The 20,672-nt window shown below is 49.6% G+C and carries 20 protein-coding genes and 2 tRNA genes; 9 read left to right on the plus strand and 13 right to left on the minus strand.

Features of this window, described 5'->3' with window-relative positions; genetic code table 11:
- The gene (locus tag COW20_19755; GenBank protein ID PIW45590.1) at positions 1-1,176 is read right to left on the minus strand and encodes a homogentisate 1,2-dioxygenase; all 1,176 of its coding nucleotides are present in this window, start codon (positions 1,174-1,176) and stop codon (positions 1-3) included.
- 4 nt (positions 1,177-1,180) lie between these two features.
- On the minus strand, positions 1,181-2,809 hold the full coding sequence (locus COW20_19760) for a xanthine dehydrogenase (protein PIW45591.1): 1,629 nt from the start codon (positions 2,807-2,809) through the stop codon (positions 1,181-1,183).
- On the opposite strand from COW20_19760, the gene COW20_19765 reads away from it, so the two are divergent.
- From COW20_19765 to rfbB, 4 genes are all read left to right on the plus strand, one after another.
- On the plus strand, positions 2,736-3,701 hold the full coding sequence (locus COW20_19765; GenBank protein PIW45632.1) for a hypothetical protein: 966 nt from the start codon (positions 2,736-2,738) through the stop codon (positions 3,699-3,701). The genes COW20_19760 and COW20_19765 overlap by 74 nt on opposite strands.
- Before the next feature lie 155 nt (positions 3,702-3,856).
- A tRNA-Phe gene (locus tag COW20_19770) sits at positions 3,857-3,929 on the plus strand.
- A 69-nt stretch (positions 3,930-3,998) separates the two neighbouring features.
- Positions 3,999-4,084 (plus strand) — tRNA-Leu (locus COW20_19775).
- A gap of 24 nt (positions 4,085-4,108) precedes the next feature.
- Entirely contained in the window at positions 4,109-5,149 is a 1,041-nt protein-coding gene (gene rfbB / locus COW20_19780; protein ID PIW45592.1) for a dTDP-glucose 4,6-dehydratase, read from the plus strand.
- Positions 5,150-5,189: 40 nt separating this feature from the next.
- Here the strand turns inward: rfbB and COW20_19785 are convergent, their stop codons facing one another.
- Together COW20_19785 and COW20_19790 are read right to left on the minus strand one after the other, a co-directional pair.
- Positions 5,190-5,675 carry a crossover junction endodeoxyribonuclease RuvC gene (locus COW20_19785; protein ID PIW45633.1) on the minus strand — a complete coding sequence of 162 codons (486 nt, stop codon included), beginning with the start codon at positions 5,673-5,675 and terminating at the stop codon, positions 5,190-5,192.
- A gap of 231 nt (positions 5,676-5,906) precedes the next feature.
- Positions 5,907-6,773, minus strand: coding sequence for a hypothetical protein (locus tag COW20_19790; protein ID PIW45593.1), 867 nt, complete (start codon positions 6,771-6,773; stop codon positions 5,907-5,909).
- Between the two features lie 793 nt (positions 6,774-7,566).
- Between COW20_19790 and COW20_19795 the strand changes: the two genes are divergently transcribed.
- From COW20_19795 to COW20_19805, 3 genes are all read left to right on the plus strand, one after another.
- Entirely contained in the window at positions 7,567-8,124 is a 558-nt protein-coding gene (locus COW20_19795) for a 30S ribosomal protein S5 alanine N-acetyltransferase (GenBank protein PIW45594.1), read from the plus strand.
- A gap of 96 nt (positions 8,125-8,220) precedes the next feature.
- Positions 8,221-8,685: a hypothetical protein gene (locus tag COW20_19800; protein ID PIW45595.1), complete on the plus strand. Its 465-nt coding sequence runs from the start codon at positions 8,221-8,223 to the stop codon at positions 8,683-8,685.
- Positions 8,686-8,699: 14 nt separating this feature from the next.
- Entirely contained in the window at positions 8,700-9,590 is an 891-nt protein-coding gene (locus tag COW20_19805) for a glutamate racemase (GenBank protein ID PIW45596.1), read from the plus strand.
- On the opposite strand, the gene COW20_19810 is transcribed toward COW20_19805, so the two are convergent.
- A complete protein-coding gene (locus COW20_19810) occupies positions 9,587-10,261 on the minus strand; it encodes a hypothetical protein (protein PIW45597.1) in 675 nt (224 codons plus the stop codon). The two genes, COW20_19805 and COW20_19810, sit on opposite strands and share 4 nt — an antisense overlap.
- Before the next feature lie 151 nt (positions 10,262-10,412).
- Here COW20_19810 and COW20_19815 point away from each other — a divergent pair, with 151 nt between their 5' ends.
- Positions 10,413-10,757: a hypothetical protein gene (locus tag COW20_19815; GenBank protein PIW45598.1), complete on the plus strand. Its 345-nt coding sequence runs from the start codon at positions 10,413-10,415 to the stop codon at positions 10,755-10,757.
- Positions 10,758-10,815: 58 nt separating this feature from the next.
- Here COW20_19815 and COW20_19820 read toward each other — a convergent pair whose 3' ends face one another.
- Positions 10,816-11,058 (minus strand): hypothetical protein, encoded by a 243-nt coding sequence (locus COW20_19820; GenBank protein PIW45599.1) that lies wholly within the window; start codon positions 11,056-11,058, stop codon positions 10,816-10,818.
- Positions 11,059-11,257: 199 nt separating this feature from the next.
- On the opposite strand from COW20_19820, the gene COW20_19825 reads away from it, so the two are divergent.
- Positions 11,258-11,983, plus strand: a complete 726-nt coding sequence (locus tag COW20_19825; GenBank protein ID PIW45600.1) for a bifunctional demethylmenaquinone methyltransferase/2-methoxy-6-polyprenyl-1,4-benzoquinol methylase UbiE — start codon at positions 11,258-11,260, stop codon at positions 11,981-11,983.
- A gap of 18 nt (positions 11,984-12,001) precedes the next feature.
- Here COW20_19825 and COW20_19830 read toward each other — a convergent pair whose 3' ends face one another.
- The 7 genes from COW20_19830 to COW20_19860 all read right to left on the minus strand — a co-directional run bounded on the left by COW20_19830 (position 12,002) and on the right by COW20_19860 (position 20,618).
- Positions 12,002-13,984 (minus strand): HD family phosphohydrolase, encoded by a 1,983-nt coding sequence (locus COW20_19830; GenBank protein ID PIW45601.1) that lies wholly within the window; start codon positions 13,982-13,984, stop codon positions 12,002-12,004.
- A gap of 80 nt (positions 13,985-14,064) precedes the next feature.
- Positions 14,065-14,433, minus strand: a complete 369-nt coding sequence (locus COW20_19835; GenBank protein ID PIW45602.1) for a glyoxalase — start codon at positions 14,431-14,433, stop codon at positions 14,065-14,067.
- Between the two features lie 94 nt (positions 14,434-14,527).
- Positions 14,528-16,309, minus strand: coding sequence for a hypothetical protein (locus tag COW20_19840; GenBank protein PIW45603.1), 1,782 nt, complete (start codon positions 16,307-16,309; stop codon positions 14,528-14,530).
- A complete protein-coding gene (locus COW20_19845) occupies positions 16,306-17,166 on the minus strand; it encodes a hypothetical protein (protein ID PIW45604.1) in 861 nt (286 codons plus the stop codon). The genes COW20_19840 and COW20_19845 overlap by 4 nt, the downstream gene beginning before the upstream one ends.
- Positions 17,163-17,855: a hypothetical protein gene (locus tag COW20_19850; GenBank protein PIW45605.1), complete on the minus strand. Its 693-nt coding sequence runs from the start codon at positions 17,853-17,855 to the stop codon at positions 17,163-17,165. Before COW20_19850 ends, COW20_19845 begins: the two co-directional genes overlap by 4 nt.
- Before the next feature lie 52 nt (positions 17,856-17,907).
- A complete protein-coding gene (gene pyk, locus COW20_19855; GenBank protein PIW45606.1) occupies positions 17,908-19,665 on the minus strand; it encodes a pyruvate kinase in 1,758 nt (585 codons plus the stop codon).
- Positions 19,662-20,618: a glucokinase gene (locus tag COW20_19860; GenBank protein PIW45607.1), complete on the minus strand. Its 957-nt coding sequence runs from the start codon at positions 20,616-20,618 to the stop codon at positions 19,662-19,664. Before COW20_19860 ends, pyk begins: the two co-directional genes overlap by 4 nt.
- Positions 20,619-20,672: the final 54 nt, after the last annotated feature.

Raw genomic sequence — 20,672 nt, forward strand, 5'->3', positions numbered from 1 at the left:
TTACTCCTCTGTGGTGCTAGGTTCCAGCCAGCTCTGGTTATAGTCTTCTTCCCTGCACTGGCGGAAATGTTCGGTCATTTCAAGGGGGGCAAAGGTGTCCACCATGACCGCGTATTCGTAGGTTTCTTTCTGACCGATCGAGGCTTCGGTCTTGCCGGGCTGTGGCCCATGGGGCAGGCCCTTGCGGTGAAAGGTCAGCGAACCGGGTTCGATTCCAGTCCTGCTCATAAAATTGCCCTCTACGTAATACAGCACCTCATCACTGTCCACATTGGAATGGTAATAGGGGGCCGGAATGGACTGGGGATGAAAATCATAGAGCCGGGGTACAAAATTGCAAATCACCAATTGCGGGGTGCTCAGCAGCAAATGCACCGAGGGGGGCAGGTGAATCTTGCCCACCAAAGGCGCAAACTCCTGAATATTGATTGTCCAGGGATAAACCGCACCATCCCAGCCCACCAGGTCGAAGGGGTGCCACTCTAAAAAGCTGCGCTGATAATGCTCGCCATATTTGACCACCACCGGAAAAGCACCCTTTTCAACAATCGGTTCAGTAAACGCGGGCCTTTGAATATCCCGTTCGCAATAGGGCGCGGTTTCGAGCAATTGGCCGGCTTCATTGCGGTAATGGCGGGGAACCCCCACCATGCCATAGGTTTCAATCACAAAAAGATGCACAGGGCCCGGCTGCTCAAACTCAAGTTGATAGGTGGTTCCTCGGGGAATCACCACATAATCCCAACGCTTGACCTGCAGCTTGCCATACTCAGAAAAAAGCGTGCCCTGCCCCTCATGCACAAAGATCACCTCATCGGCATAGGCATTGCGATAAAACTCGGTACAGGGTTCAGTCACCTGCGCGGTATACAATGCGCAATCGCGGTTAAACAAGAGTTTCTGGCGGGCCGAATAAAAATTCCCCCCGCCTTTGAGCCGCCAACTGTGCGCCTTATAATTCTGTAAAAGCGGGTCGACCCAGGTTTGCCCATGGTTCAGGCTGAGCTTTTCATCCCTGAGCACCTTGGTAGGCATATGGTGATGGTATTTATTGGAATAAATATTCGAAAAGCCCTGGGTCGAAAAGAGTTCTTCCCGGTAAAGCTCCCCATTGGGCTTGGCAAAGGCAATATGCCGTTTGGGCGGAATTTCTCCGCGTTGAATATAAAATGGCATGCAATCAAACTCCTACCGCATCGGGCTGCATTTCATGGTAAAACTTCAAAAATAAATTTTCAGCCACCTGCAGACGGTATTCCGCCGAGGCACGCACGTCAGAAATCGGGCTGATTTCAGTGCAGGCCAAAACCCCTGCCTGCTGACAGACTTCCTGATTCAAGGGCTTGCCCATTAAAAAAGCCTCGGTTTTGGGCAGGCGCACCACGGTCGCCGCCACGCCCCCATAGGCTATCGCCACCTGTTCAATCTGCCCGGCATTCACTTTCAGACGAAAGGCCGCTGTCAGGGTGGAGATATCCAGATCTTTGCGATTGGAAACCTTGTAAAGACGAATAATATCCTGGGCTGCGGGCACAGGAATCAAGACCTTGGAAATCAACTCATCCTGACGCATATCCAGCTGTTTATAACCTGTGTAAAAGCGGTTAATATTCACACGGCGCGCGCCTTGCAACCCCATCAGTTCCACTTCAGCATCGGCCACCATCAAAAAGGGCAGGGTATCTGCAATCGGGGAGGCATTGGCAATATTCCCCACCAGGGTGCCTTTGTTTTTAATTTGCGGCGAAGCAAAAATTTTGAGCAGGCGCGAAAATTCAGGAATCCGATCGCGTAAAAAATGCTCAAGTTCATTGAGGGTCACCCTGGGCCCGACCTGAATCACGCCCTCTTCTTCGCTCAGGGCATGTGCACCGGGGGTCAGGTTCAGGCTGCAAATCACAGTCGGATTGCTGCGCTCCTTGTTGATCAGCACCCCCATATCGGTCGCTGAAGAAAAAATCCGCGCTTCGCGTTCCTGTTTAAACCGAATCGCTTCTTCAAGCAAAGTGGGCGCATAAAACTGCAGGTGATCGGCCTGAATATTCACGCCAATCTGGCGATGTTGCTTGAGTTCAGCCACCATTTCGGGTGTATCATAACGTTTTTGCAGGGGGGTAAACTGGGTCAAATCCACTTTTTTACCGGCTTCAATAATCGGGGCATAGCCTGTACAGCGGCAGAGATTGCCGGTCAAAGCATTGCGCACCTGTTTTTCATCGAGGTATTGCTGGCCCTTGGGGTTCTGATAAGCCTGGTGATTGACCAAATCGGTCATGGCACAAATAAAACCAGGGGTGCAGAAACCACACTGTGCGCCATAATTTTCGACCATCGCGGTTTGCACCGGGCTGAGGGCATCGTCTTCTTTGAGGCCCTCCACGGTAATCACGTGGGTACAGTCCATCAAATGCACAAAGGTAATACAGGCGTTGATCGTGCTGTAGCGCAGCTCAGACTGATCGGGCAGGGTTTCACCACGCAACACACTGCAAGCCCCACAATCCCCTTCTGCACAGACAATCTTGGTGCCCGTCAAACCCCGCTCATAACGCAAATATTCTGCCAGGGTCATAAAAGCCTGTTCGCCACGAATTTTATGACGCTTGCCATTGAGATAGAGCAGAATATAATCGCGCATACCGGATTCCTCATGTCTGAATTTGGCTTCTATTATAGCATTGCTCACGAGTTCAGCCTTAGGCAATTGACTTTTCAGCAAGCCAGCCTGTGGTACAATGGCCCTCACACAGGCTCTGAAGACCTCGCATTCTCCAGACCCGAATGACCCGCAGGAAACACAGCCAACCATGAAATTCGTGCTTGTGGCCGGAGCCACAGGTTATCTCGGCAAACACGTAGTACATGAACTGAAACGCCAGGGCCACCGTGTGCGCGCACTGGTACGCAACCGTGAAAAGCTCTGGAAACGCGGCCCCTTTTTAGAGCCCGCCGTAGGCCCCGAAGTCGATGAAATCGTGGTGGCCGATCTCACCCGGCCCGAAACCCTGAGAGGCATTTGCCGGGACATTGAATACGTGATTTCGTGTGTCGGTCTGACCCGTGACGCAGGTAAACAAACCTTTGCAGATGTCGATTACCAGGGCAACCACCATCTTTTGCTGGAAGCACAACAAAGCCCTGAATTGAAAAAATTTATCTATGTCTCGCTTTTGACCCAAGCCCTCGATCCCAATCTTGAAGTCATTCAGGCCAAAGAGCGTTTTGTACGTGAGTTACAGGAATCGCCCACCACCTCTTGCATTATTCGCCCCACTGGCTATTTTTCAGACATGACCGAATATCTCAAAATGGCAAAACGGGGCAGAGCCTATGTTTTGGGCCACGGTGAAAGCACCATCAACCCGATTCATGGGGCCGATCTGGCCCAGGTCTGCGTCAAAGCCATGATTGCCAAAGAAAAAGAATGGGCAGTCGGGGGGCCCCAAACCCTGACCCAAAAGCAAATTGCACAACTGGCCTTTGAAGTGCTGGGCAAACCCGCCAAGATCAGCCACCTGCCCCCAGGTCTCGTCGGCTTGGTCACGGGTTTCACACGGCTTTATAGCCGCCAAAAAGCAGATACCTTGGCTTTTATTGCCGAAGCAGCACAAAAAGGAGGGGTGGCCCCCGCCCAAGGCCAGGAACTGCTGCAGGACTATTTCAAAGAATTTATAGCCTCTCCCTTTTTTCGCGAAAGCTAGATCCCAAAATTTCTTTCAGCTCAAATCCTGTGTCTGCGAGAGGTTAAGCCCAGAGCCTTGTCGTGATTAAGAAAAGATTTTAAGAAAAAAAAACTATCCTTAAGAGATATCCTGTTGCGGTCAGAAAAGCTTATGCTATAATTCTTCTTCGAAGGGCCCAGATAGCTCAGTCGGTAGAGCAGTGGACTGAAAATCCGCGTGTCGACGGTTCGATTCCGCCTCTGGGCACTCTTCATGGATCTCAGAAGACCCGCCAATGCACCCCTCTTTTACAGCCAGGGTCTTCTGAACCTCCCCGGGGACGTGGTGAAATGGCAGACACACTATCTTGAGGGGGTAGCGCGCGAAAGCGCATGAGGGTTCAACTCCCTCCGTCCCCACCTTCTTCCTGCCGGAAACTTTAACGAATGACGCGTGTACTTATTACCGGAGCAGCCGGTTTTATTGGTTCCAATTTCGTGGATTATGCGTTGCGCACGCATCCCGATTGGCAGCTGACCAACCTCGATCTTCTCACTTATGCAGGCTTTCCTGCCAATATCGAACCCTTTCAAAACTCAGAACGCTATCGCTTTGTGCAGGGCAATGTCTGCGATCCCCAACAGGTCAATCCCCTGGTCGCCGAACACGATCTGCTGATTCACTTTGCCGCTGAAAGCAATGTCGATCTTTCGATAGTCGCCAGTGGCGAATTTATCCGCACCAATATTGAAGGCACACGGGTTCTGCTCGAAGCCTGCCGCCAAACCCCACCGCAACGCATTCTGGTGGTCAGCACCGACGAAGTCTATGGCAATGCCTGGCAGGATCGCCCCTCGCTCGAAACCGATCCGCTCATGCCCTGCAGCCCCTATGCCGCCAGCAAAGCCGGTCAGGATTTACTGGCTTTTGGCTATTACGAAACCTATGGTCTGCCGATTGTGCGCACGCGCTGTTCCAATAATTATGGCCCCCGCCAGGACCCCACCAAGCTGATTCCCCGTTTTATCCTACAGGCCCTGCACGATCAGCCCCTGCCTGTTTATGGGCATGGTCAGAATACCCGAGATTGGATCCATGTTCAGGATCATTGCCGCGCAATTGATGCCGTTTTACATTCCGCACCCGAATACAATGGCGAGGTTTTTAATATTGGCGCAGACTGTGAAAAAAACGTACTTGAAATCAGCCGCACGGTTCTGAACTGCCTCGGCATTTCACGTGATTTGCTGCAATTCGTGCCCGACCGCCTGGGCCATGTACGCCGCCACGCTGTGAACAGTGAAAAAATTCAGAGCCATTTGGGCTGGCAGCCACAGATAGATTTTGCCACAGGCATTGCCCAGACTGTCAAATGGTATCTTGAAAACCCGCAGTGGTGGCGGGCTGTGGTTCAACAACAGGCCCAACAGGTGCCAGGTTACAGCGAAACCTACGGTTTTGATCGCTGGCTGAGCGAAAACCCCTGAATTTTTTGGCTTCCCCCAGCAACCGGGCTCAGAGCCCCTTTTAAAAGCCGATTTGGTGGGCATGACACAAGGCAATCGCCAGGGCATCGGCGGCATCATCGGGCTTGGGAATTTTTTCAAGGCCCAGCCATTGCGCAACCGCTTCCTGAACTTCACGCTTACTGGCGCGGCCATAACCGGTCAACCCCATTTTGACCTGCAGGGGTGTATACTCGGTTACTTCCAGACCTGCTTGGGCCATGCTCAGTAAAATCACCCCCCGCGCCTGGGCCACAGGCATAACCGTGGTCAGATTGCGAAAGAAAAAAAGCTGTTCAATCGCCACCACATGGGGCTGAAAGCCCTTTACCAATTCCTGTAAATCTTCATAAATGGTGGGCAGGCAAACACTGGCAGGCGATTTGGGCGGGGTTTCGAGGGTGCCAAAGCCCACCACATCAAAGCGGCCGGGCAGGCAGTCGAGCAGGCCATAGCCCACCCGGTGACTGCCCGGATCGATGCCCAAAATACGTGTGGGTTGAGACATAATTTCTGCTTTCAGGGAAAACCGCTCAGCCTGAATCAGGCTGGAGATAAGGCTCTCATCATTGCATACAGAATAATACAAAATGTTTCATTTGTCCAGGAGATGCAGGAGAGAAGGCATCAGTGAAAAGCACAAGCTTCAGCGCGCGCTCTTTTAAGGCTCAGACTGCCTTTATGCAAACAACGAGGCCCTTAATAGTTTTGAATGAAAAGAAACAATACACAAGTTCACTTATTTTCCAGCAAATATTTCCAAGGAATGAATCATTGCTCCAGGTTTAGGAATCAATTTAATAATTCTATTTTGGAACATCTCAGCAACATAAATCTCTCCTTGAGAATTTACCGCAATTCCAGCAGGCCCCTGGAGGGTAGTTGGCTTCTCAGGGTTATAAATATAGCCCGATTCTGGGCCAAAATAAAAATCGACTAAATCTTCTGCTTTTCCATTTTTATCTATTCTTAAAACACGACCGTAACGATGTATATTAGTAATGTAGATATTGCCTTGATTATCTGAGGTTATTCCACGTGGAGAGCTTAATTTAATGAATAAATCAAGCTTAATCTCTTTATATTCTCCATTGGAAAATAATTCTAAAAATCTTTCTCCTCCAATGGCATACAATTTATCCTTTAATACAGTAGTAATTGCCTCTAATAACCCTATTTGATAATATAAAAAGGTTTGAATGCCTTGGCCGAAAATCAATTTCCTGATTCGGTAATTTTGTGTATCAGTAATCAACAATGCACCATCCTGACTCCAGGCCAGATTTGTTGGGCTATTTAGCAAGGCTTCAGAGATCAAACCATCTTTGAAGCCAGCTAAACCTTTGCCAACGACAGTAGACACTATTCCATCTTTAGAAATCTTACGAATGGCGTGGTTACCTGTATCAGCGATATAAAGAACCTCATTTTTATCAAAAATCATACCTGTTGGATTATTAAATTGAGCTTGAGCTACAGGGCCGTCTTTAAGGCCAGGAAAACCATTTCCACTGAGCGTTATGACTTGCCCATTGGGTAAAATTTTACGAATCGCGTGATGACCGCTATCAGCGACATATAAAATATCGTTGTAATCAACAACCAATTGCGTTGGAGCTGAGAACTGAGCATTTGTCCTGAATCCATTGACCAAACTTGGGGGAAGTGTTGGGGTATTTGATGGCAATGATGTTGGTGTTACTGGAGTTGGACTGGTAAGAAAAACTGAACTTTGGCTCGGCAACGAAGTTAAGGGTTTGTCACTGGGTGTTGAAGTGGGAGTTGCCTGAGAGGGTTGAACAGAGATGGGAGATACTGTACTGCTTGGCTTTATATCAGCAGGAGGCAATCCTTGCTTCTGCTCACAAGCACATAAAAGCAATATGGCTAACCAAATAATGGTGAAACTATTAGCTCGCAATTTCTTTTCCCTTGTTTCTACCAAAGCTTTAGCTTGACAAGTCAGAGAGCGGCATCAATAAAGCCTAAAAGTCATGTCTATAGCGATACTGTCCTCAGCTGTAAGACTCCTTGGTCACTAACAACTGAGGCTTGGGGTATAAGCTAAAACAAAGCATCCTTTCTTCGGATGCCTCCAAAAATGCTTAATATTCAGTCTACACAGATTTTTGAAGCAATACAAAATTTTATTAAATCAATACTTTGGACAAATTCATGGGGCTAAGTGTAAACCTCTCTTCTCAGGTGTCCACTTTTTTAGGTAAAGGTCAGCTTAAACACACCCGCTCCAGCAGGGTTATTTCTGAATTTAATCGAAACTATCGTTTTATGTTAGGATTCTCACAAGTAGCATCCTAAATTTTTTCATAAAACCAAGTAAAAAAATCCCACAATCACGTTTTTAAAAAACGGATTGGCCTATCCAGAAAGAAAAGAAAATGCATTTAGAAACAGAACGCTGTATCTTAAAACCGCCCAGCCCAGATGACGCAGAAGCCCTGACTCAATTTTATCTTGAGAATAAAGCCCATTTTGCCCCCTGGGATCCCATCCCACCGACCGGGTTCTATACAATTCAACACTGGAAGGCCAAAACAGCAGAACATCAACAAGAGTATCTGTCTGGAAAATCCTTTCGGTTGCGCATATTTTTAAAACAAACCCAGGAATTGATAGGGCTGATCAACTATACCAACTTCGAACGTGGGGCATTTCAAAATTGCAGACTGGGTTATAAAATAGCCAGCCGCCATGAAGGTCAGGGGCTCATGTATGAAACGGTTTTGGCATCTTTGACATACGTTTTTCAAGAACTGAATATACACAGAGTAGAGGCCAATTATATACCTGAAAACAGAAGAAGTGCTCAACTCCTGAAAAGACTGGGATTTCAAGAGCTGGGAATTTCTAAAACCCATCTCAGAATCAAAGGGGAATGGCGGGATCATCAAATGAGCTATAAACTCTCCGAGCAGTGGCAAGAAACAGAAGCCTGAATTTTAACTGTTGCTCTGAAATAGCAACCCTCCTCCACCCTTTCAGGGGGTATGCGATAATACCCAAACCTCTCAAAATAGAAAGTGAAACTCGCTATGGGACGCATAACTGAAAAACTCGCCAGCCTGGGTCTGGAGCTGCCCCCTGCCCCCAAACCCGTCGCCGCCTATATCCCTGCCGTGCTCTACGGCAATCTGCTGTTTATCTCCGGGCAATTGCCGCTCAAAGACGGCAAACTGCTGCATACCGGCAAAGTCGGACAGGAGGTCAGCATTGAAGAGGCCTATGCCGCGGCCCGCCAGTGTACCCTCAACGCCCTGAGCGTGGCCCAGGATGTTTTGGGCGATCTCGACCGGATCACGCAGATCGTCAAGGTCGGGGGCTTTGTACAAAGTGCCGATGGCTTCAGCGATCAACCCAAGGTGATCAATGGCGCTTCTGAACTGCTGGGTGAAATCTTTGGCGAACAGGGCCGCCATGCCCGCGCTGCGGTGGGTGTCAACGAGCTGCCTCTGAATGCAGCTGTTGAAGTTGAATTTGTGATTGGGGTCGCTGATTAACCCCCTTTGAAGCGATGCATAATATTCACATTAGTGTTTCGCAGGAGAGATGTATGCACCACCCCCAGGCCCCAATCGGTATTTATGATTCAGGTCTGGGGGGGCTTTCTGTTTTACGCCAGCTCTGGCAAAAACTGCCCCAGGAATCCGTGATTTATGTCGCCGATACGGCCCGCGTGCCCTATGGTGGGCGCTCACCTGAAGAGATTCAACGCTTCAGCCACGAAATTATTGATTTCATGATCGAAAATGGCGTCAAAATGATCGCTGTGGCCTGCAATACATCTTCGGTAATCGTCTTGCCTGCCCTCAAACGCTACCAGGGGGTACCTGTTCTGGGCCTGGCCCAGGCAGGCGCTCAATTGCCCCCAACCATCCGCCGAGTCGGGCTTTTGGCGACCGAGGCCACGATTCGCAGCCAGCAATACCGCCGCATGCTCCAGCTCAACCATCCCTTCGTAGAATTGCACGAATTGGCCTGCCCAGATTTTGTGCCCCTGGTCGAAAGTGGCCGCTGGGAAGGGGCCGAAGCCCATCAGCTCGTGGCAGAACGTCTCAAGCCCCTTCAAGAAAAGGGCCTCGATGGCGTGATTCTGGGCTGCTCACATTTCCCCTATCTGGCACGCGCGATTCGGGCCAGCTTGGGTGAAAAAGTCGCTCTGCTGGATCCAGCCGAGCGTTTGGTAGATAAAATTGCCAAAGAATTAAGCCAAAACCGGCTTTTAAATACAGACCCACAGCCCAGCACCCATGTCTATACCACCGCGCATCCTGCCAGTTTTCAGCCCCTGGCCGAACGCTATCTTGAAAAAGAATTGCGGCATTTGCGCCAAAGCGATTTGCATGGGCGGCTCAGCCAGACCCCACAGCAGAGCCCTGCCCTGCTGCTGCCGGTTTCGCTCTAAAAAGGAGCTTTCTCTCCAGCCAGGTCATAAAAGAGACGGCCATCATAGAAGGACTGCATGCGTTCTTTAGAGATCACGTGGGTCTCTTTGCCATTTACCTTCTGGGGCTCTGCAGCGATTTTCACAAGCAGGTCAAACTCCCCTTTGGAGGCAATCCCGCCAGCTGTACTTTCCTTGTTGCGGGCTCTGAAATTCTGGAATTCTTCGCGAGAGAGCGCGCCATCCTGGTTTAAATCATATTTGGCAAAGAGTTCGTCAAATTTAGCGGCGTTAAACTCACCTTTTTGATCATACACATCGCTGTCGCTGTCATGCTTGGCAGCTGCAATTTTATCGGTATTGACCTTCAACGAAAGGGCAGTTTCACCGGTGCGAAAACCCAAGCCCCCATTAATAAAGGCAGCTCCCAAAGCCGAAGTCACCCGGCCCACGCCCAGGGCACGCAAACCAGAATAGGTTTCTGAAAGGGTAATCGTACGATCATGGTTGCGGTCAAAAAAGTCAACATGGCGTTGCAAGGGCGTACGGCTTGTATTTGAAACGTTTACAGAATCCTGTGCCAGAGCAGGGGGGGCCTCAGCTTTGACAGCAGGGCTCACAACAGCGGGGGCTGGAGCAGCGGGCACTTGTACTTGGGGTGTCAGAACCGGGGTCTTTTGAATCGCTGTCATAAGAGTTTTCCTGTTTCATTGCTTTGATGTTTTAAATTATAGAAAAACAAAAATTAAACTTGCTTTAACACTCCATTTGGGGGGGCAGGACAGAAGTTTCTTCCTATGCTAGAATGCCCGTGAATTCAGCTGATAAAGGAGATACTTTGCAATGGCTATTTTTTCTGCCATGTTTCCCATTCTGCCCGGAAAAACCGATCGTGTCCGTGAAATTGCACAGGGACTTTCAGGCGAACACGCCACAGCCTTCGACCAATCCCAAAAATCACTGGGTGTTCCCGTGGAAAGCTGGCATATTCAGCAAACTCCCATGGGTGATTTTTTATTGGTCTATCTCGAAAGCGAAGATGCCCTGAAAATGTTTCAAAACTTTGCCTCTGCCCAAGGCCCTTCTGATGTTTTTCTCAAAGCGGGCATTCTCGAATGCACCGGTGTGGATCTGAACCAAGCCATGCCCGGCTTGCCCAGCCAACCCGTTCTGGATTATCGGGCCTAAGATTCAAAAAACCCGAATAAAGGTACATACCTTTATTCGGGTTTAATTGTGACAATTTTTAAACAGAAGCGGAACGCATCGCACGGGGAACAGGAAATTGGAGCAGGTTCAAAGGATTTTGCTCCTGGGGAGCGGGGGAAAGCTCCAGCGTATCGCGAAAACGCAGATCTGGCTGAGGAGCCAGGGGTTGGGGTTGCTTTAAGGCGCGGGAAGTCGGACGAATCTGCACGTAGTCAATTTCAACTTCGCGTTCAAGACTGAAGAGACTGCGCATCGGGTGATTCGAAACAGATCCTGCCATAGGCTTTTCTCCAGTACGAGCGTGATTAAAATTATCATAAACCACAGGTCTGAATTATTTCAAGAGTATTTACAAATTGTGACACTCTCAATACAGTTTTCATTTTCGTCAAGTAGATTCCACGATCGATTTTGCCTGAAGCGAGCCTGTGAAAGCAAAAGGGTGCCAGCCAGCTAAGCCCTGTACTATACTGAGAAACATGCAAACACATTCAGCTCCCTCACCCAGTCGCCAGAATGTCTGGCAAATGTTCGACCGGATTGCCCACCGCTATGATTTTCTCAATCATACCCTCTCCATGGGCATTGACACGCTCTGGCGGCAAAAATTGGCTCAGCAGCTCCCCCCACGCCCTGATTTGAAACTCTTGGATCTGGCCACAGGTACCGCCGATGTGCTGATTACCCTCTGCCAGGAAAACAAAAGCATCAGCGAGGCCTTGGGGCTTGACCTTTCTGAACAGATGCTCAGCTATGGCCGCCAAAAACTCAAACAAGAAGGCCTGGAAAACCGTGCCGAACTGCGCTTGGGTGATGCCTGCGAAATTCCTGTCGAAGCGGCGAGCTATGATGCCGTCACCATGTCCTTTGGAATTCGCAATGTTTTGGATATGGATCTCTGTTTGCGTGAAATTTACCGCAGCCTCAAACCCGGTGGACGCGCTTTGATTCTTGAGTTTTCTTTGCCTGAAAGCCGTCTGGTTCGCCCCGGATACCTGCTCTATCTGCGTCATTTGCTGCCCCGGATAGGCGCAGCGGTTTCAGGTGATGACGCCGCTTACCGCTATCTCAATCAAACGATTGAAACCTTCCCCTGTGGTCAGGATTTTTGCGATCATATGATTGCTGCGGGTTTTCAGAATGTTGATTTTATGCCCCAAACCTTCGGCATTGCCACGATTTACCAGGGCGATAAGGCCTTTTAAAAACCGCAGACTGAATCCTCAGGCGGAATGATGAATCAGCTCATAGACCTTTGAATCGACAAAGATCTTATAAAGCTCGGCATCGAGCATGCCATCTTTGACCTCAAAGCCCAAAATATCCAAAGCTTTGGAAATTGGCAGGGCTTTTTTATAGGGGCGGTCACTGGCCGTCAGGGCGTCATAAATATCTGAAATGGTCATCATTTTTGACTGTACAGGAATTTCTTCGGCATTCAAACTGCGTGGATAGCCTCTGCCATTTAATTTCTCGTGGTGGGCATAGGCAATCTGGGGCACGTTCTTTAATTCCGTGGTCCAGGGAATTTGGCTTAAAAACTCAAAGGTATGGGTCACGTGGGATTCAATCTCAAGGCGTTCGTCCTGATCCAGCGAGCCCTTCACAATCGAAAGGCGGGAAAGTTCAAAGGGGGTGAGCAAAGGATAATCCTGTTGGTTAAAACTGAAGACCTCATGCTGAATTTCCTGCAAGCGCTGAGAAGCTTCCTGCGCCAAAACCGTGGGCCGGTTGGTCTGCAGAATCAACTGAAAATTATCTTCAAGTTTTTGCAAGCGGCGGAAATATTCTTCTTCCAGCTCAGGAAAAAACTGCAGGGCCTTGTCTTTTTCCATTTCCAAAAGATACTGAAGTTTGCGCAGATTATAGTCGTTTTCAAGCCCTTTGCGAATCAGCTCAAAACGGTGCTGAATAGCGCTCAGTTCATCGGGATAAAGTTTTTCAGCCTTGACCAGTACATTTTCACGCACGCCGATTTTGCCGAAGTCATGCAAAAGAGAGGCATACTGAATCTCTTTCAGTTCCTGCCGAGAAAAGCGCACGTTCTGATAGGGGCCCTGATCGACACGGTCCAGTTTTTCAGCTAACCCGACCGTTAAAACGGCCACACGCTCAGAGTGGCCCGAAGTGGTCGGGTCTCGCGATTCAATCGCCTGCACCGAAGCCCGAATAAAGCCTTCAAACAGGGATTGAATTGCGGCGTATAAACGGGCATTCTCAATCGCTACAGCGGCCTGACTGGCCAAAGAAGAAAGCAGGCTTTCATCTTCAGCCCCAAAAACCAGAATATCCGCCTGCAAAGCTTGCGGGCTGGTTAAATCCAAAGGCGCTGACCAATCGCGTTTTTTATTCAGCATCTGCAGAATGCCAATCACTTCGCCCTTGGGATTGCGCATGGGCACAGTCAGCATCGATTGGGAATGATAACCTGTATTCTGGTCAAAACTCTGATTAAAATTAAAGGGATAGTTTTGATTCAGGGTATAGACATTGGGAATATTCAAAGGCTCGCCACTCAACGCCACATAACCCGCGATACTTTTCTCATTGATATCCATTGAAAATTCGCTGAAATCCAATTTCAGGCTCATATTCCGCGTCCACTTAAAACGCAAGCCCTTGTTCGCAAAGGGATTTTTGGGATCTTCTTCCACCCCCGCACGGGTCTCGATCAGATACAAACTGCCCGAATCTGAAGCCGTGATTTCCATACTGCTTTTGAGAATTTTATCCATCAGGGTGTCTAAATTGCGCTCGGTTGAAAGTGCCACGCCAATTTCATTCAAATCTTGCAAGCGATGACGTTGCTGCGCCAATTGCGCAGACAGACGGTGCATTTCAGCCTGAGTTAATGACAGGCTATAGAGACGGTTCAGTAAAAAAGCCAGACGTTCCGGCTCGGGTGGCCCCACACAATATTCAGCCAACCAGGGCAGACCGGTCCAAGCCACATCAAACTGCTGGGCATGCTCCAAACAGAGAATACAGGAAAGAGCAGAAAGCTCAACAGCAGGACGTTTTTCCAGAAGTTTAAATTCAGGCAGGCCACACATCAAAATACGGGGGGAACTCAGATCCAAGCTGGAAATATCGCTGGTGTGTACAGAATAAAAGGCAAAACGCTCTCCCAAAAGGCTTTCAATATGGGAAACAAAACTATCAAAAATAGGACTGATATAGTAAACAGGAAATAATTCTGCGGGCATGCACTCCACCTTATCGCTCTATCCGGCGTAACCTCAATTATAGCACGGCTACTTCCGTTCTCACGGGAACGCTCTGCCGATCAAAGCAATTGCAGAAACTCCATCCTGTTGCCAAAAGGATCGCGGCATTCAAAGCGTTCCAGCCCAGGAATTTGGATCGAATCCTGAATCACAATCCCCTGGGTCTGCAGATGATTCCGCCAGGCAGCGAGATCGTCTACCTGATAGGCCAAATGGGCTTTGCTCTCAGCACGTACAGAAAATGTTTCAAGCCCAATATGAATCTGCAGTGCTCCCAATTCACACCAAAACCCACCACGCGCCAACAAGGCTTGGGGCTTGGAAATCTCTTTCAGCCCCAATACCTCCAAATAGAACTGGCGGGCGGCCGCTGCCTGATCCGCCTGAACGGTGATTTGCACATGGTGAACTGCGGTGAGCAAGGGCATAGGAGTAACCTCATAACTGCTTGTGTTTTTCAGTGGTATTGAGCAAAAGCAGAAGGCCTTCTCTAGAGAGAAGACCTTCTGATTCAAGCGCGTTTTATGGATTCGATTTGGGCACCTGTTTGGGCTTGTTGACCACCATCGGCACCGGAGGGGGAGCAGGGGGCTGAGAACTGACCAAAGGTACATTTTGAGTGGGTTGGGCAGCAGATTTCTCAGAGCTGACCTTGCCCACCAAATCCTTGAGCAATTGGTTCAAATCCAAGCCTTGGCTATCCATCAACTCTTTCAGAATAGGATAGAGCATGGTCGAGCGCAGCAGGGTTTCTCCCAGGCCAGACTTGCTTCCATCGCCCCCTGGGCCGCCCATGCCACCCATCTGAATCAATTTGATATCGTTGATTTTGCCAACCGGAGAGACCAATTCACGGGCAATATCCGGCAAGACTTGAATCAGTTCCTGAATCAGGAGATTTGAGCCCAAAAGACTGCGGGCCTGCAACATCAAACGCTCACCTTCAGCAGCAGCTGTGGCACGTGCCAATTCGGCTTCTGCCAAACGTTCAATCGCCTTGGCTTCAAGATCAGAGGCTTCAAATTTAGCTTGGGCTTCGCGCTGCAGTTTCAAAGCCTGCACTTCGATTTCCATTTCACGCCCCACTTTTTCTTTGCCTGCGGCGGCCTGGGCTTCAATGATTTCAATTTCAGCCAGACGACGGGCCTTGACGACCTCTTCAACATTCAGAACTTCCTGACGCGCCCGTTCGCGTTCGGCTTCAAATTCAAGCCGCTCTTTTTCCTTGCGCAAAACTTCAGCCTGGGCTTGGGCTGCAGCCACTTCTTTTTCTTTTTTCTGATCGACAATTTCAATTTCCGCTTTGATACGCGCTTTATCCACAGCCACCTTGGCCAATTCAGCGGCAGTATCTTTTTCACGGCTGCGTTCAATCAACTGAATTTCAGAATTGATCTGGGCGTTTTTGACCGCCAGTTCCTGTTTAATTTTGGCCTCATCCACCGATTGCTGTTGGGTGATTTTGACCTTTTCCTGCGAGGCAATTTTCTCAGCGGTTTCAGATTCAATCTGACGGCGCTGTTCAATCTCCATGCGGTTGATTTCAAGCTCCTGCTGAAGCTCGGCTTCTTTTTGCTCACTGTCCAAAAGCAGAATCGCCTTGCGAGTTTCTACATTCTTGCGGGCAATTTCTTCTTTGGTGCCCTGCTCAATTTCATTTTTACGCCGGGCAGCTTTTTGAATCGTTTCGGTAATATGGCTGACCCCTTGGGCATCGAAATAATTCTCGTCGCTGCGAAAGGTCGAGGCATCCAAATTGCTGATCGTCACAGTTTCAAGCAAAAGACCATTTTCATCCAGTTCATTTTTGACGATATGATGAACCGCATCGGCAAAATCATCGCGTTTTTCATGCAGTTCCATCAGGGTTTTCTGCGCCGCAACACTGCGCAGGGCGCTGATCAGTTTGGGGGCAATCAAGGCATCCACTTCGAGTTCAGAAATCGAACGGTTGCCCAAGCTGCGGGAAGCCGCCAAAATCTGCTGTTCTGTGGGTTCTACCCGGATATAAAACTCAGCGGAGACATCGGCACGCAATTTATCCCCAGTAATCAAAGCCGCTTCACTGCTACGGGTCACTTCAATCCGCATGGTTTCCAGCGAAACCCAACGCAGTTCATGCAATAAAGGAATCACCCAAGAACCGCCATCGAGCACCACCTTGGCTTTGCCACTGCCGGTGCGCACAAAGGCCCGACTGCTGGGGGTTTTTATATACAGCTTTGAAGCTGCAGTCATCAGCCCCACCAGCAAGACCACCACCAGACCAATCAGGCCGGCGATCAACGTCACCATATCATTCATTCAAAATTACCTCTTTCATTTTCATCAGACAAATTCTGTTCATTTTCAGAATGACTGAGTACTTGATACTTGCGGCTCTGCTCCAAGCGGGAACGCAGTGTTTCCGTCCGTTCTGGCGCTCCCAGATAGTGAAAAAAGTCTTCACTTTCATGGCGCAAAACCGTATAGTTTCGCGTGACAGGGTCATAGCCTGTCACAAAAACGGTTTCCTGCTTTTGCGGATTTTGACAGCCCGGATGCGTCAGGCAAGCAATCTGCAGCAAGGTTCCATGCGTGGTGTAAATATGCGCACGCCCAGAACCCGCCCCACCAGAGGGGGGGACTTGCCCAGAAATCACAGTCCCCACACATCCCACCAAATCATCAGGGGTAGTGGCGGCTGAACTTTCTACAAAAAAGCGCGCAAAGACGCCTGAAAAAAAACGGGTCAGAAAAGCCGAAGTTGCCAAGCCCATTCCCAGACTCAGCAAAAGAACCCAAACAGAGTGAGCCTGCAACTGCATTGACAGCGCTGTATTCAGTAACAAACCACTGGCGCCCCAAAAGAAAAACAAAAGAATCATTAATATTGAAAGTGGCAGTTTGCCCAGGTTGATAAAACCCAGCCAAGGATTCTCCAGTTCTCCTTCAGTGGCTTCTGTGTCGCCCCCATGCTCCAGCTCATGATCGCTCCCCTGTTCTCCGCCCAGCCCTTGCAGAGCCAGAAAGAAAAAAGAAGCTGCCATAATCAGCGCAAAGGGTAAATTACTGAGATGAAACAGATACATCTGCACCACTCCACCAAAAGATTCCAAAAGCGATCCTATCATAACGCGATCACTGCCTGAGTCCAAATTCAGACAGCAAAACAAACTCAACGGCGGCGCTGAAAAAAGACGGTGCCCTTGCCCCAGGAAAAGCGCATCTGCTGGCTCTTGAGCGTTTCAAAATCAGCTTCAGGCAAAGCCCAAGAAACCGTAATCACACGCACTCCAGCAGGAAGTTCACGTAATTTTTGTGAGGCCCGCTCCAAATTTTCGTCACTGTAACAGGTACCCACCAGAAAAAAAACGGTTCCAGAACTGAGATCGGCCTCAAACCAATTCTGACAGAAGATCTGAATCGTCGCTTCAAGTTTGAGCTTGTGCAGAAGCCAGCGCAATTTCTCAATAAAACGGGGCACCAGCTCATAGCCCAGCGAACGGCAGTAAAAATAAAGCGAAACGAAGAGCAGATTGCGTCCTGTACCACAGCCCAATTCTACAAAAACGTCCTCGGGCTTCAGTTCAATTTCCTGGCAAATGGCCTCCAGGGTCGTCCAGGGCGTTTCCCCATACACCGTCAAATCTTCTGGCAAGCCTTCTTTTTGAGTGGCCTTGCGGCTCAAGGAAAAGGGTGAAGACCAGGCGTATTCCAGCATCCAATAGAGATCAGCCAGAAAAAGGGGATAGAGACGATAAAAGCGATAGGCTTCCTCTAACCACAATCCAAAGGTATAAAAGTGGTTCCAGAAATTCAAAACCAAAAGCCAGGGCAGTTCAAGCAGAGCGAAGAGGCTTCGGCGCATTAAAACAGATCAAAGCCAGGATTCAGAACCCTGGCAGATATCCCATTCCACATCAGGTAATATTGGGAATCCCTGTAAAGATCAAGCCCTGGTTCGGGTCAATCGTAATTTGCCCCTCTTCACGGATAATTTCAAAGGCATTGGCCACACCCAAAAGCACGGGAATGCCCAAGGACATGCCTACAATCGCGGCATGGCTGGTCAAGCCGCCCTCAGAGGTAATGATCCCACTGATACGGTCCATGAGGGGCATATAATCGCGGGTGGTCATGGTGGTGATCAGAATATCCCCTTCCTGCACCTTGCTCATGGCCTCTTCGGCCGTGTGGGCCAAAACGGCACGGCCACTGACAATTTTATGGCCCAAGCCCATGCCATTGGCCAAAACCTTGGTAACCGTCTCGACTTTGACCATATTGGTCGAGCCCGGTTGTCCGGCAGGAATGCCTGCAGTCATAATCACGGTATCTCCCTGGCTGACCAGCTCATGCTGAATCGCCTGATCAAGAATCGTTCGCATCAGTGTATCGGTATCCTCAGAAGGTGTAATTAAAATGGGGTAGGTTCCCCACAAAAGATTCATTTCACGGCAGGTTTTTTGATGGGGGGTGGCGGCTATCACCACCATCGAAGGGCGATGTTTCGCCACCTGCCGGGTAATTGAGCCTCCCAGGGTCGCGGTGATAATCGCGGTGGCATGTAAATGATGAGCCATTTGACAAGCCGCCGTTCCGACTGCCGCAGCAATATTCTGGGCGGGTTGGTTGGGCAAGCGACGGGAAGCATTGCGCGCCATTTCAGCTTCAATCGTCAGCGCAATATTGTGCATGGTTTCAACCGCTTCGAGCGGAAAACGTCCTGTGGCGGTCTCGTTCGAAAGCATGACCGCATCGGTGCCATCCAAAATGGCATTGGCCACATCTGAGGCTTCCGCACGGGTCGGTCGGGGACTGTGAATCATCGAATCCAGCATTTGTGTTGCCGTAATCACAGGCTTGCCCGCCCGATTCGAGAGCCGGATAATTTTCTTCTGCGCCAAAGGCACATCTTCGGTCGGAATTTCAACGCCCAAATCGCCTCGGGCCACCATCACACCATCGGCGATATCGATAATCGCTTCAATATTGTTAATCGCTTCCTGGCGTTCAATTTTGGCAATCACGGGAATATACGCACCTTTGCTGGTGAGATAATCCTTGGCCTCCATCACGTCAGCCGGGCGCTGCACAAAAGAAACAGCGATAAAATCCACTTTGTGCTGAACGGCAAACGCCAAATCACGCTTGTCTTTTTCACTCAAGGCCGCAATCTGCAGCGCGGCATCGGGAAAATTAACACCTTTTTTAGGTCGCAAAGGTCCCCCATGTACCACACGACAGACCAATTCCTGCTCTGTTTTTTCTTCGACTTTCAATTCCATATGTCCATCATCGATCAGAACACGGGAACCCACCTCAATATCTTCCATAAGATAGGGATAAGAAACCGAAGCCCGCTCAGCGGTAGCCACACAGGTCTCTGTGGTAATACAGAAAAGGCTGCCATCGATCAATTCGACCTCGCCATTTTCAACTTCGCCAATGCGAATTTTAGGGCCCTGCAAATCTTGCAACACCGCAACATTCAACTCTTTTTCCTGTGAAATAGAACGAATGGTATTGAGGGTGACAAGATGATCCTCATGGCTGCCATGGGAAAAATTAAGTCGAAAGACATTCACACCCTGTCGAATCAAGGCTTCAATCATATCGGGGTTGGCCGTAGCTGGCCCCAAGGTTGCTACAATTTTGGTTTTACGAAAGTTTTTCATGCTTGAACTCCTGTGCGCGCAAGTACTGAGGCGCCAATAATACCAGCGTCGGGGCCCAATTGCGCAGAAAGAACCTGCACTTTTTGGGCCGGTAGGGCAAAGGCCCGGGTCTGAATCGCTGATTGAACCGGATCAAAGAGCAGGGAACCTGCTTGCGCAATGCCTCCCCCAATCACTATTTTTTCGGGATTCAAGAAATTGACCACTCCCGCCAGAGCGGTTCCCAACCAATCTCCCACTTCCTGCCAGACTTTTTGGGCGCCGGCATCTCCTGCAGCGGCAGCTTCAGCCACCAGGCGTGGCATCAGTTTTTCACCCGCCAACACACGCTCTGCCAGAATAGGGGCCTGGCCGCGTTCCAGATAGCGCTGGGCCAGGCTCAAAATCCCCTGGGTGCCGGCCACCGTTTCAAGACAGCCCGTATTGCCACAGCCACAGAGTTTTCCGCCCTGTTGCACCACGGTCACATGCCCAAACTCGCCAGCAGACAGGGTCGCGCCACGATAAACCTTACCCTGCAGAACAATCGCACTGCCAATCCCTGTGCCTACAGTCAGACAGAGCATCGAATCGGCACCCTGGCCTGCGCCAAAATGCAATTCACCCAAAGCCATGGCTTTGACATCATTGTCAAGGTAAACAGGCACTTGAAATTCACGTTCAAGGGGTTCACGCAAATTCACATCTTTCCAAAGCGGCAAATTGGGAGAGGTATGCACAATGCCCGCAAAAGGGTCGACCAAACCAGCCAATCCCATGCCAATGCCTGCCACAGAGCCCGGTGCCTGCTCGAAAAGAGAATGAAACAGACGGTTCATCAACTCAAGCGTTTTTTCAGCCGCTTGCTCAGCAGGCGTGGGGGCCTCCAGGCGAGTTAAAATCTCCCCAGTCTCAGAGACAAGGGCTGCAGTTACAGTTGTACCGCCAAGATCAAAACCAATCGCCAGACTCATAATTGTTTATCAACTACCACTTTCCTCAATCTGTGTGTGTATCATACCAAGGCC

This window comes from bacterium (Candidatus Blackallbacteria) CG13_big_fil_rev_8_21_14_2_50_49_14, assembly GCA_002783405.1.
In the GTDB taxonomy this organism is placed as follows: Bacteria; Cyanobacteriota; Sericytochromatia; order UBA7694; family UBA7694.

Bases quoted from the DNA above. Each gene is read 5' to 3' on its own strand.
- COW20_19755 (PIW45590.1), bottom strand. From the start codon at position 1,176: ATGCCATTTTATATTCAACGCGGAGAAATTCCGCCCAAACGGCATATT.
- COW20_19765 (PIW45632.1), top strand. From the start codon at position 2,736: ATGGCCCTCACACAGGCTCTGAAGACCTCGCATTCTCCAGACCCGAAT.
- COW20_19760 (PIW45591.1), bottom strand. From the start codon at position 2,809: ATGGTTGGCTGTGTTTCCTGCGGGTCATTCGGGTCTGGAGAATGCGAG.
- rfbB (PIW45592.1), top strand. From the start codon at position 4,109: ATGACGCGTGTACTTATTACCGGAGCAGCCGGTTTTATTGGTTCCAAT.
- COW20_19785 (PIW45633.1), bottom strand. From the start codon at position 5,675: ATGTCTCAACCCACACGTATTTTGGGCATCGATCCGGGCAGTCACCGG.
- COW20_19795 (PIW45594.1), top strand. From the start codon at position 7,567: ATGCATTTAGAAACAGAACGCTGTATCTTAAAACCGCCCAGCCCAGAT.
- COW20_19800 (PIW45595.1), top strand. From the start codon at position 8,221: ATGGGACGCATAACTGAAAAACTCGCCAGCCTGGGTCTGGAGCTGCCC.
- COW20_19805 (PIW45596.1), top strand. From the start codon at position 8,700: ATGCATAATATTCACATTAGTGTTTCGCAGGAGAGATGTATGCACCAC.
- COW20_19810 (PIW45597.1), bottom strand. From the start codon at position 10,261: ATGACAGCGATTCAAAAGACCCCGGTTCTGACACCCCAAGTACAAGTG.
- COW20_19815 (PIW45598.1), top strand. From the start codon at position 10,413: ATGGCTATTTTTTCTGCCATGTTTCCCATTCTGCCCGGAAAAACCGAT.
- COW20_19820 (PIW45599.1), bottom strand. From the start codon at position 11,058: ATGGCAGGATCTGTTTCGAATCACCCGATGCGCAGTCTCTTCAGTCTT.
- COW20_19825 (PIW45600.1), top strand. From the start codon at position 11,258: ATGCAAACACATTCAGCTCCCTCACCCAGTCGCCAGAATGTCTGGCAA.
- COW20_19830 (PIW45601.1), bottom strand. From the start codon at position 13,984: ATGCCCGCAGAATTATTTCCTGTTTACTATATCAGTCCTATTTTTGAT.
- COW20_19835 (PIW45602.1), bottom strand. From the start codon at position 14,433: ATGCCCTTGCTCACCGCAGTTCACCATGTGCAAATCACCGTTCAGGCG.
- COW20_19840 (PIW45603.1), bottom strand. From the start codon at position 16,309: ATGAATGATATGGTGACGTTGATCGCCGGCCTGATTGGTCTGGTGGTG.
- COW20_19850 (PIW45605.1), bottom strand. From the start codon at position 17,855: ATGCGCCGAAGCCTCTTCGCTCTGCTTGAACTGCCCTGGCTTTTGGTT.
- pyk (PIW45606.1), bottom strand. From the start codon at position 19,665: ATGAAAAACTTTCGTAAAACCAAAATTGTAGCAACCTTGGGGCCAGCT.
- COW20_19860 (PIW45607.1), bottom strand. From the start codon at position 20,618: ATGAGTCTGGCGATTGGTTTTGATCTTGGCGGTACAACTGTAACTGCA.